We start from the raw sequence: 12080 nt of genomic DNA, 5'->3' as shown, positions 1-12080 counted from the left end.
TTAGATGTCTACATTTATATGAAAGTGAAGGTTTCATGAATATTAATATAGTTCCTGCTCAAGTAAATAATATTTTTCCCCGTAAATCGTTACCTCATATGTTATTGCGCCATTTTCGCTAATTTGGATGTTTGTTATTTCGCCAACTTTATTTATTATATGCGGCTCATAGTACTTTCGATAATGGTGTGTTTCACTATCAATGTGTTCTTCTATCAGTTTTACCTTTACATGATCCATTAGTTGAAACTTCAGTTCATACTGTTCCTGCTCAACTTCAAATAAATTTAATTGCACCAAAAAAAATCACCTGCCACAATGTACTAAAAAATACATTCGACAGATGATTTCCATTTCCTTTATTATTTTTAAATGTTTATATCTAGTGGTTTTGGCAGGACCGTTTCATTCTTTTTTTGTTCCGGTTTTAAATAAATTACAAGTTCCTGCTGGTAAGTCCCATCTTCCAACAAATAATGGTCGAGTGTATGGCTGTCATATTGATATGTGCCAAATGGAAATGATACACTGTCTCCTTTTACTGCCGCAAGTAGACCTGCGATATCATTGCTTACCATTTGCAGCACTTCTTCAGCCGTCTCTGTTAATACAAATACTACATTCATCTTTCTACTCTCCTATACACCAATAAACAATGTCGCCTGAGCTATCGCGATATAAAAAGCGACATTTTGGATAGGTGCCTCATCTGAAAGCTCAAACGTCATGTTGAATTGATCTTTTTCTTCATTATAAACCGCGACCCATCTAGCCACGACTGTTTCATTGACGATAAAGTTTGACCAATCTTCCATTTCCTTATCGATTTTCATTTTGAAGTCTTTACTTGAAATGAATAATTCCGGTACACCAATTCGCCAGTTTTCATAATTAATTATATACTTTTCATCTGAAAGTAAGTCTTTTCCTTCAAACCATACTTTCCCGCGACGGAAAATTTTCTTCACTTCAAATATTGTCTGACCGCTATTATTGTGTATAGCATACTTTAAAAAATAACGATGATCAAAATAACCATCCAACAGTTTTTTTAAGCCATTATCATAAATCCGTTGAACAAAGTATATTTGTTCGCCTGACTCATTGTAAATGGGCTTTTGTACAGTAGATTTAATATCGCCATCTACTTCATACGTAATAATTTGCATATCTTTCCCCTTAGTAAATAATCGTAATTTTATTTAGAATACGGCGTATAAAATGCTTTTCTTCGTTAAATTCCTGACGTATTGAGAGTGCTTCATCAGGTTGATCGGTAATGATTCCGTCTACATTTTGCTCATAGAACTGCTGCATATCACTCTTATCATTTATCGTCCAAACAAACAGTTCCTTATCTTGCTCTTGTACTTGTTTCTGAATATTACCTGTTCCAAAGGACTGTTCTACAGAAATAAAATCAGACTCTTTTACAGGTAACTTACCGTATGCAATAGAGTATATATAGCCCGTATGAATACGGGGCTCCATCTCTTCCAAAAGATCCATTACTGGTATATCCGGAGACTGTACATAATGTAAATCGAGCGCATCATACTTATCAAGCAATGCTACAAATCTTTCCAAAAAGTCATCTGTCTCAAATCCATGTGTCTTCATCTCAATAAGTAATTTTATATTTAATGTACGACTTATTTCAAGTACTTCCTCGAAAGAAGCAATTGTATCAGAATAACCATCTGCGAGTATAGTCGTCTCCGTTAATTCATCCAATGTAAGGTCATATGTTTTTGTAACTTCATTTGATAAACGTGAAAGGGTTTTGTCATGAAATACAACAAACTCCCCATCCTTTGTTTGTTGAATATCGATTTCCACCATATCTGCCCCGGCTTTTTTAGCAGCTTCAATTGCAGTAACTGTATTTTCAACACCTTCATCCATAAACCCTCGATGTGCAATTACAGTTGTGTCCGGTGTATAAATCGTTTTTTCCAAATTAACTATATTAATGGCGCTTAATAGGAAAAATGTATAAACCGCGATTATAAAAATCCACTGTTTAATTGTTTGTTTAAACGATTCTTCCTGAATAATCAGTGGCTTTTGATGTGTATGCTGGAAAGCTACCATGACGAGAAGCTGTGAAAATACAATTTGTAAAATAGAAAAGAAAATCAGGATCGCACCCTGTGCAAGTGTCAACGTAAACCCTGCTGCTACTAACCCCCAGCTTGGCTTAACCATTTCAATAATAAACAAAGGAATGAAGATAACGATTAAAGTGAGAATTAAAAGGGTTATATGTATGATTACCATTAGCCCTAACATACCGATCGTTTCAATCAGTTTTCGTTTTGAAAATTGCCAGCTCTTTTTTAATGCTCCATAAATCGAAAGTTCCTGGTGAACCGTAAAGAATGGCCAAGTAAAAATAAACCGCAGTCCGATAAAACCTAAAACTAGCAACAAAACAATATATAATAGCGTTCCTTTTGTAGAATTTAGTAATTCATCTACTATAAAATTTGGAATATGTAAATTTTGTAATAGTGAAATCGGTAAAATCGCCGATATAAGAGGTATTAATAAAGCGGTATAAACAACTATTAATAAAGTTTGTAGGCTAATAAAATATATTACTTTTTTGCTGAGTCTTTTTAAAAGCCCTTTCCACGTATAAGGAATGGATCGTTGCTGATGATAGGCAAGTAGCATTAAAAAACCAATTTCATAATATATGAAAATTATACCGATAAATAAAATAAATGCTATGCCAAATATAGCAAATGGGTGCGTTAATAAATATGGAATACTATCTTCAGTTACCGCCTGCACCCCGGTAATATCCATAATAATAGCGATCATGAGTGAAATGAACGGTAATACGATAAACGCCTGAACTATACGTAAAATCGCAAAGTTCCGTATATAGTCCACCCTATAATAATATAAATTGCGAAATATTAATTGTATAACTCTTTTTACTCTTTCCAAAAGACTTCCCCCGACTGTAAAATTGTTTGTTCTATCGTTATATCAAGATAACAAATTTCCTTCTTAATTTTTTCATTCCCTTTTCTTAATTCTAATTAAACATTATTCTTTCAATGCCTTTGCTTGAAGTAATGTTTTCGTGAACACTTCTAGAGGTTCAACCCCTTGTATCCCGTATCTGTTTTCAAATACGAAAAAGGGTATACTTGTTATTTGAAGTTGCTGTGCTTCATAACGATCCATTGCCAATTGTTCCGAATATTGCTCATACTCCATCACATTATGCGCTTCATTACGATCTAACCCTATTTCTTCACAGATTGCCAAAAGCTCTTCTTCATCATTTAAATTAAGACCTTCTGTAAAATAACGATCCATCACTATTTCAACAAATTCATTATCCTTACTGTACGTTTTCGCTAACTTACTTAAGCGATGAGCATTTTTTGTATTCGCAAGTTTTACTTTTTGGAAGTTAAAAGTAACGCCTACCTCATTTCCATGCATTGTAATCGACTCCATTATTTCATCTACCTTTTGCCGATTATTATTTTTCTTTTCAATTAATGTTTCAACATAAGGGAATGCTGTCGTTTTTAATGCTTGAGGATTTAATTCATAGGCTTTATATTCAATGACCACTTCTTCTGTTAAGTTTAGCTGTTCGATTGCCTGGAACAATTTCTTTTTGGCAATATAACAAAATGGACAGGAAAAATCCGAAAAAACTTCAATTTGCATAAAAATTCCTCCAATCAATTACACTTAATACAACAATACCCCAAAATCAATAAAAAAAGCCGAACCCGTTAAGGATTCGACTATTTAATATACTTTCAAGCTGTTGGAATGGCTGCAAAAAATTCTTCATAAAGTCCTTTTAATATCTGATCTTCAAATTCTGAACGAACGCCAAATACTAAGCTCACTTCCGATGAACCTTGATTAATCATTTCGATATTTGCCCCTGTACCTGAGATGGCTGCTGCTGCACGTGCGGCCAAGCCTGTGTTATGGCGCATACCTTCTCCGACAATGACAATCATCGAAAAGTTATGACTAAAGTGTACATCGTCTGCACACAATTCATTTTTCACACGTTGAATAATGCGTTTTTCAATTTCCGGAGAAAGTTGACTTGATCGCATAATAACAGAAATATCATCTAGCCCTGATGGTGTATGCTCATAGGAGATATTCTCTTCTTCTATTATTTGAAGAAGCTTGCGACCAAATCCGACTTCTCGATTCATTAAATATTTTGATACGTATAATATTGAAAAGCCACTGTCTGCTGAAATACCTGTAACAGGACGATTCGATTGTGTTCTTGTTGGTAAAATGCGTGTTCCTGGTGCAGTTGGATTATTTGTATTTTTAATATTGACTGGGATACCTTGTTTATACACTGGCATTAATGCTTCATCATGAAATACCGAGAAGCCGGCATATGATAGTTCACGCATTTCGCGATATGAAATTTCCTTAATGTCCACTGGATCATTGACAACCTTTGGGTTAGCAGCAAATACACAATCTACATCAGTAAAGTTTTCGTAAAGATCCGCCCCAACAGCTGACGCTAAAATAGAGCCTGTAATATCAGACCCACCACGATCAAAAGTACGTAAAATACCTTCTTTTGTATAGCCAAAGAAACCTGGGAAAACCACAATTTCTTCCGTATCTTTTAAAACACTTAAGTTTTCATATGCTTCCGGCAATGCGTATGTGCGTTCCGGAATATCATTTAAAATTAACTTATCTTTTGGACTAACATATTGAGCAGGCATTCCAATTGCATTAAAATAGCTGGCAATTAGTTTAGCGTTGTTATCTTCGCCACTAGCCTTTATATTATCAAGAAATATATCTTTATTTGTGTATTCTTCCGCGACACGGCCACGTATATCTTGTTCAATAATATCGGAAATTAGATTGTCTAAACCAAGTTCATCTGCAATATCACGATAACGATTAACTACAGCTCTAATTTTCTCTTCCACATTACCTTTCATCATTACGGTGTTGGCTAAGTCTATTAATAAATCTGTCACCTTAATATCATCGCTTGAACGCTTACCAGGCGCAGAAACCGCGACAATCTTTCTTTCAGGATTAGATTTCACAATGTTTGCTACTTTTTTGATTTGTTCTGCACTTGCGACAGATGTGCCGCCAAATTTACATACTATCATCTCATCAGATCCTTACTTTAAAAATTGATGTTTGTACTCACCGAAAAAACATTTGACTTTACACAGTGTACAAATTTATTCCATTCCAGTCAAGACTATTCAGTAAATTCATTAATCTATTTAGTCAAAATACGGATATTTCGAGGTTTTGTCAATATATAATATGAGATTTTTATAAATAATTGATGATATTCGTTTATTTCGTGTCAATTTTACTCCTAAAAACATAAAAATAGCATTATTATTACTACAATTACTTTTGCACTCTAGTATGAAGGTTCAAAGAGTTAAAATGTATGGAAGTAGGTCAGGCATTTCATAGGACTAAAACTAGACAGATTGTGATATTATTACAGGTGATTATTTACATAAGGCAACAGTAACAAAGAGTGCTATTGTCTAAGATTTATCCCATTGTCACTGAGGAGGTTTTAGTATGGGGCAATTTTTAATTATAGCAGAAAAACCGGATCAGGCAGCGAAATTGGCTGCTCCCTTTTCATCTACAAAGAAAGCCGGTTATTTCGAAGTAAAACCCAACACATACTTTCCAGATGGTGCACTCATCACATGGGCGATAGGACATCTATGTGAATTAAAAGCCCCTGAAGAATATAATCCATCATGGAAAAAATGGACGTTGGAAGCATTACCAATCATTCCGGACCGATTTGAATATAAAGTGACAAAATTAAAGTATAAACAATTTAATATAATTAAAGCTTTAGTAAATAGAACGGATATTCAGGAAATTATTATTGGCGGGGATGCTGGACGTGAAGGTGAATTAATTATCCGGACTATATTAAAGTTATGCAGAGCCAATAAACCAATGAAACGATTATGGATATCATCTTTAACTGAAAACGCTGTGAAAAATGGTTTTGCAAACTTATTACCAGAAGAAAAAACGAGAAATATTTATTACGAAGCATTAAGTCGATCATGCGCAGACTGGCTAATAGGCATCAATACATCTCGTTTATATACCGTCCTTCTAAAGCAAAAAGGCGTAAAGGATGTTTTTTCAATTGGCAGAGTCCAGACACCTACACTAGCATTAATAGTTAAACGAGAGCACGAAATCGCCAATTTTAAGCCTGAGCCTTTTTGGGAAGTAGAAGCGGAGTTTAATTTTGAAGGGAAAAAATTAAAAGCTAAATGGCATAAAGAAAATAACTCGAGAGTGCTGGAGGAACGGCAAGCTATTGCCATTGCAAATTTCTGTATGAATAAACAGGTTGAAATTACGAGTATTAAAGAAGAAACAAAGGAATTCTCTCCCCCATTGTTATTTAACCTTTCTACATTGCAGGCAACAGCCAATAAAGCTTTTAAAATTTCACCCCAGCATACACTTGATATTTTACAAAAGCTTTACTTGAAAGGCTTAGTTTCCTATCCTCGATCTGATTCACAATTTTTGACGAACGAGGAAGCAAAAACATTGCCGAACATTCTGGAGAATTTAAGTAAAATTGATCAATACAAAAATCTCCTTCCACCACCTGTAAAATCTATTTTGACGAATAAAAGGTTTGTGAATCCCCAAAAAGTAACGGATCACCATGCCATCATTATTACAGAACAGTTGCCGAATTTATCAAAGCTCAGCCCGGAGGAGTTTAAAATATACGATCTCGTTGTGAGACAAGTTATTGCGGCTCACTACAATAATGCTATTTATTCCTATACTACGATTCATTCCCTTGTAGAAAAGCGGGCTGAATTCATTTCAAAGGGTAAAATGCAAATTGAAGAAGGCTGGCGTAAAGTAATTTTCCACGCGAATGCAGACAAAGATGAATTGCTTCCATTGCTTCGTGAAAATGAGCAAGGTATTGTAACGAAAGCAAAGGAAAGAAAGAGCGAGACACAGCCTCCGAATCGATATTCTGAAGGTAACTTAATTACTTTAATGAAAACTGCCGGAAAGCACCTGGAAGATACAGAATTAGAAAAGGTCCTATCTAAAACGGAAGGATTAGGTACTGAGGCAACTCGTGCCGGAATAATTGGAACGCTCAAAGACCGGCAATATATCGAAATTAAAAGAAACCAAGTATTTGCTACAACAAAGGGAATGCTATTAATCGAGGCACTAGGAGAAAGCATTTTAACATCCCCTTCTATGACAGCCAAATGGGAGCAAAGACTGTCTGAAATCGGTGAAGGGGCCGCTTCCCCAAACGCCTTTATGGAACAAGTTAAAAAGCTTTCCTTCAAACTGATAACAGATGCGAATGAACGAGAAAAGGAATGGGCTTTCAATCAAAGTGCAGTGGAGAAAATTACAGCCAATAATCCTTACAATAAAAAATATAAACGAGAAAAAACAGTTGTCGGAAAATGCATGCTTTGCGATGGATCCATTATTGATCATGGAACTTTTTACGGCTGCTCCAATTATAAAGCCGCTAACTGCAAATTTTCCGTTTCTAAGAAAATTTTAAGAAAATCGATTACGCAGCCTAACATAAAAAAACTACTTGCTACTGGCGAAACCTCATTAATTAAAGGCTTTAAAAAAGGCGCGAAGACTTTTGATGCACATCTTATATGGGACAATAACGCACAAAAGGTAACCTTTAAATTCGATAAATAGCAAAGTAATTAAAAAAACAGTGGATTTCATTTTTTGAAATCACACTGTTTTTTAATAACTGCCAATCAAATAACCGAAATAAGCAAATATTATCCCCAGTCCATAGGTCAATGCAGTATAAAGCAACAATTTCCTTTTATTTTTATGTACGTACATTTCGGTCATTTCAAACTTTAATGTAGAGAAAGTTGTAAAGGCTCCCATAAATCCTGTTCCAAATAGAAGCACAAACATGACATCGGCTTTTGCTCCAATCAAAATTCCTAAAAGAAATGAACCAAGCAAATTAACAGTAAGTGTACCCATTGGTATTGGATATTTTGTTTTACTGTTTAAATATTTACTTATTGAATATCTAGCTATTGCTCCAAAGAAACCCCCAATTCCAACAAGTAATAAGTTTGTAATTGCCATCAATTCAGTTCACTCCCTGCTCCTTTGAAATCCTAAGCTACTCATTAAGAGTCCCCCACTAATACTTATAAATACATAAAAGGCAGCCAACAACACATTACCCGATTGAAATATGGTGACTGTCTCTACACTAACAGCCGAAAATGTAGTAAAGGAACCTATAAAACCTGTGCTAACAGCAGTACTAATCATTGGAGAAACTGAAAGGCGTTTAAATAAACTTGTTGTGAACCAGGCTAACAAAAAACTTCCAATTAGATTTACGATTAATGTTGTTAATGGAAATGAGCTATTCGTAAAAAATAAAATGCCTACTACATATCTTAAAACCGCGCCAATTGCTCCCGCAGTGCCAACTAAAAAGTAAATCATGTGAAGATAAAACCTCCTCCTATGTATAATTTTTTGATTCATCACGATAAGTTGGGCGTGACAAAATTTTCTATGAAGTCCGTTCGGGCGGCGCGGCTCCAAAACTTTTGTAATGAGATAAATAGAGGCATGAATTTCCGTTATTTTTGAAATAACATAAAAAATAGTGAAAATAAGGGAAGGAATTTCCGCTATTGACCTGAAATACATGAGATTTCACGATTTTATTTAAAATAACGGTAAAACGTTCCCTTATTTAACCTAAAAATGAGCTACCTCATTCAAATAACGGAAAAATCTTCCCTTATTTTAGATTGGACACTGAAAAACTTCACGTATCACATGGTTTTAACGCTGTCTTACCGTAATTTGCTTGAAAGCCAAATTTTTTTTTACTAAAGTGTATAAAAAATAATAATCGACCTATACTATTAAAGATTTCACTTCCAATCCAACTGACTAGGAGGGTTAACCCGATGAGTGCGAATGATCGTCTCTAAAGGTTCTTCAACAAAACTGATTATAGCTTAAGCACAAATTTTCTTTTGAAAATTAATGTGAAAGCGAGGCAGCGTGTCATGGAGGATGAAAAGTAGTAATCACAAGACCTGGAATTTATATTCCAGGTCTCTTTTTGCATATAGTGATGGCTGAACGTTTATTAGGATAACCAATAAAATATTCGATATGATCCGTAATTAGTTCTAATTGTACAATCCTTACGTAAATATTAAATAAAGATTATTTTTGTTCTATTATTACTTGAAGGAGTGTACTACATGAAAACTGCCATTGTGACAGACAGCACAGTCTATTTACCGACTGAAGAACTTAAACAGCACAATATACATGTTGTTCCTATTAATGTTCATTTTAATCATGCTACTTTTGAAGAGGAACTCACACTCAGCGTAGAACAATTTTACGAAATTGTACATACTACTAAGCAATTTCCTAAAACTTCACAACCCTCTATCGGAAAATTTGTTGAACTTTATGAAAGACTTGGAAAAGAATATGATGAAATTTTGGCAATCCATATATCAAGCGGTGTGAGTGGCACATATGAATGTTCGCTGCAGGCAGCCCAATTGGTCGACAATGTAAAAGTCTATGTATTCGATTCGGAGGTTGCTGCCGGTCCATTGGCGTCATATGTTATTGAAGCCTCTAAATTAGTTGAAAATGGTGCATCTGCCCCACAAATTATAGAACGGCTGAAGGATTTACAAAAAACGTTAGAGGCTTATTTTATTGTAGATGATTTAATCCATTTACAAAGGAGCGGACGGTTATCTGTCGCATCATCCGTCATCGGCAGCTTATTGCAAATCAAGCCTATTTTGCACATAAAGGATAAAAAAATAGCTGTGTTTGAAAAAGTTCGGACGAAAAGAAAAGCAGTTTTGCGAGTAAGGGACTTACTACAACAGGCAGTTGAAACCTATGGGGAATTGCAGGCTGTTATAATGCATGCCAATTGTGAGCAACAAGGCCGCACATGGATGGAAAAGCTTGAAACCACGTTTCCGACTGTCCATTTCAAACTCGCCTACTTCGGCCCATCACTCGTAACACATATGGGCGAAGGAACCCTTGCCATTTCATGGATGAAAAAATAAAAAATAAATAAAGCTGAAACAAAGCTCATCTTTAAAATTAAACGAGCCTGGACAAAACGAAAAACATTCATTTTCCCAAGAAAAAATGGATGTTTTTCTGCTTCTACCAGAATTAATTTCCGTTACGGGGACGCTTTCCGGGGGCACGAGGTCAACAGGATGTTGATCACACAAGCGTTGCCACAGGACGTTAGCTTTTGTTCCTTACTTCTCTCCCACGTGCTTGTCCCCTGGGAGTCGCCGCCTTCACTCCGAACAACTAATTTCCCATCTATATCAAGTAAATCTTTGCATAATTCCAGGTAATAAAAAGAGATACCCTTTTTATAAACTTAAGTACCCATAAGACTAAAGTGAATAAATAAATCAACTTTATGATGAAAGGATCACACGGTTGCCTTATAGCACCCACCTTTACACTCCATTATTTAAGTAGAATCTAATTTTAACGAGTTATATATTATCCCAATGTAGAAAATCATAACTTTCAAATGTTATACTACTAATAGAAAAAGGGGGTTTTGTTATATGGAAAAAAGAAAGCGAACAATTTTTTGGATTATACCAATTGGAGTTATTGGTGTCTTCTTTTACTTTTTTGGTCCGCAAAAAGCAGTTACTGATAATGACTATATTACATACATAAAAGCAACTCCAGTCATAGAGAATAGCACTATTAATACTGGAGATGCCTTTACAAATTATTGTGAAAAAAGCCGCTGGGAATATTTCCAGACGAAAATGATGGAACATGTCGTTGAATTTAAAGGTGAATGTGAATATGAAAATACGGTTCAGCCAATCAATTTACAATACGTTGTTGAAAAAGGACAAACAGATTACCGCTTAGGTGCTATGTTAGTCAATGGAGAGCAGCAAACTGAAGAACAACGAACGACTTTTTTAAATTTATTGCAATAATAGGTCAAGTGGATGCGAAATAGCCTCCACTTTTTATTATGCCTCCTATTTTCTCTGATTCACCATCGTCCTAATTTTTGTAAATAGACGCTGTCGCCTCTTTTTCAGTGCCTCATAAGGAAGATCATATTTTTCCGCAATTTCCTTCAAATTTAAGTTTTCAAGAAACAGGGCTTTTAGTAAAAATTGTTCCTCTTCTTTTAAGTCGTTGAACCATTCCGGCCATTCAAGACAAGGCTGGACAATTGACTGTTCCTCTATATTCGAAAACACCTCATCCTCCACAGCAATCTCATTTTGACTCACATCATTTGATTTAGATAGTTCACGGGCAATTGCAAACTTGACTGTCATATAGGCAAACATAGCAAAATCCCCTTTCGTTTTATCGAAGTTTTTAACCGCTTTCCATAAAGCGATTCGACCTACCTGCATATACTCATCAAAATCACGATAAATTTTCAGCTTAAATATCGCCTTTTTTATTAATTCTTCATGATCAAGAATAATTTGTTCGATTTCCTGCACAATTTCCAATCCTTTAAGCTGTGCACAACCAATATTCCTAGGTAGTACAAACTTAAAAAATTTCGTGCAAATGGGCAAAATGCAGTTTTTAAAGGAAATCACACAAAATAAATATTAAATTGACTAAAAATGCAGTTTTCTTCTAATAAAACCTTCTAAATTTATAATTTCGGCACATTTTTAAATTTGATAATCTGCGATGGTATTGACAAAAAACTACCTATCATGCATGATGCTATTAGAAAAAGTAAAAGCATATTGAAGACGAGTAAGTGGCACTTGGCTAAAAAAGAGAGCACATTCCAAAGGCTGAAAGAATGGCATAGCAAAACCTACCGAACCTACTTCAACAAGCTCCTAAAAAATAGGCGCCGACTCAGCGTTATGAGATTAAGTGGGATGTATGACTATACATTCAATTTAGGTGGTACCACGGAAACTGCACTTTTCGTCCTAATTTCT

Annotated in this window: 12 protein-coding genes; 3 read left to right on the top strand and 9 right to left on the bottom strand. The window is 35.0% G+C overall.

Annotated features, from left to right (window positions below):
• Positions 1-42: 42 nt before the first annotated feature.
• The 6 genes from MHH95_RS11000 to MHH95_RS10975 form a co-directional block, all read right to left on the bottom strand.
• Positions 43-297 (bottom strand): hypothetical protein, encoded by a 255-nt coding sequence (locus tag MHH95_RS11000; RefSeq protein WP_340727583.1) that lies wholly within the window; start codon positions 295-297, stop codon positions 43-45.
• 71 nt (positions 298-368) lie between these two features.
• A complete protein-coding gene (locus MHH95_RS10995; RefSeq protein WP_340727582.1) occupies positions 369-626 on the bottom strand; it encodes a thymidylate synthase in 258 nt (85 codons plus the stop codon).
• A 12-nt stretch (positions 627-638) separates the two neighbouring features.
• Positions 639-1169, bottom strand: coding sequence for a tubby C-terminal domain-like protein (locus MHH95_RS10990; RefSeq protein WP_340727581.1), 531 nt, complete (start codon positions 1167-1169; stop codon positions 639-641).
• Between the two features lie 10 nt (positions 1170-1179).
• Entirely contained in the window at positions 1180-2958 is a 1779-nt protein-coding gene (locus MHH95_RS10985) for a glycerophosphodiester phosphodiesterase (RefSeq protein ID WP_340727580.1), read from the bottom strand.
• Positions 2959-3060: 102 nt separating this feature from the next.
• Positions 3061-3699 (bottom strand): DsbA family oxidoreductase, encoded by a 639-nt coding sequence (locus tag MHH95_RS10980; protein ID WP_340727579.1) that lies wholly within the window; start codon positions 3697-3699, stop codon positions 3061-3063.
• 95 nt (positions 3700-3794) lie between these two features.
• The gene (locus tag MHH95_RS10975; protein ID WP_191699337.1) at positions 3795-5156 is read right to left on the bottom strand and encodes an aspartate kinase; all 1362 of its coding nucleotides are present in this window, start codon (positions 5154-5156) and stop codon (positions 3795-3797) included.
• Positions 5157-5592: 436 nt separating this feature from the next.
• Between MHH95_RS10975 and MHH95_RS10970 the strand changes: the two genes are divergently transcribed.
• On the top strand, positions 5593-7761 hold the full coding sequence (locus MHH95_RS10970) for a DNA topoisomerase III (protein WP_340727578.1): 2169 nt from the start codon (positions 5593-5595) through the stop codon (positions 7759-7761).
• A 51-nt stretch (positions 7762-7812) separates the two neighbouring features.
• On the opposite strand, the gene crcB is transcribed toward MHH95_RS10970, so the two are convergent.
• Together crcB and MHH95_RS10960 are read right to left on the bottom strand one after the other, a co-directional pair.
• Entirely contained in the window at positions 7813-8175 is a 363-nt protein-coding gene (gene crcB / locus MHH95_RS10965) for a fluoride efflux transporter CrcB (protein WP_340728750.1), read from the bottom strand.
• 9 nt (positions 8176-8184) lie between these two features.
• Entirely contained in the window at positions 8185-8547 is a 363-nt protein-coding gene (locus MHH95_RS10960; protein ID WP_340727577.1) for a fluoride efflux transporter FluC, read from the bottom strand.
• A gap of 779 nt (positions 8548-9326) precedes the next feature.
• On the opposite strand from MHH95_RS10960, the gene MHH95_RS10955 reads away from it, so the two are divergent.
• Both MHH95_RS10955 and MHH95_RS10950 read left to right on the top strand, forming a co-directional pair.
• Complete coding sequence (locus MHH95_RS10955) at positions 9327-10169, top strand: DegV family protein (protein ID WP_340727576.1); 843 nt, start codon at positions 9327-9329, stop codon at positions 10167-10169.
• Between the two features lie 528 nt (positions 10170-10697).
• Positions 10698-11090 carry a glucosamine 6-phosphate synthetase gene (locus MHH95_RS10950; protein WP_340727575.1) on the top strand — a complete coding sequence of 131 codons (393 nt, stop codon included), beginning with the start codon at positions 10698-10700 and terminating at the stop codon, positions 11088-11090.
• 45 nt (positions 11091-11135) lie between these two features.
• On the opposite strand, the gene MHH95_RS10945 is transcribed toward MHH95_RS10950, so the two are convergent.
• Complete coding sequence (locus MHH95_RS10945; protein WP_340728749.1) at positions 11136-11618, bottom strand: sigma-70 family RNA polymerase sigma factor; 483 nt, start codon at positions 11616-11618, stop codon at positions 11136-11138.
• Between the last annotated feature and the right edge of the window lie 462 nt (positions 11619-12080).

This window comes from Solibacillus sp. FSL K6-4121 (assembly GCF_038002585.1).
Lineage (GTDB): Bacteria > Bacillota > Bacilli > Bacillales_A > Planococcaceae > Solibacillus > Solibacillus faecavium.
The sequence above is the reverse complement of the archived record's forward strand: the minus strand, read 5'-3'. Positions and strand labels throughout refer to the sequence as shown.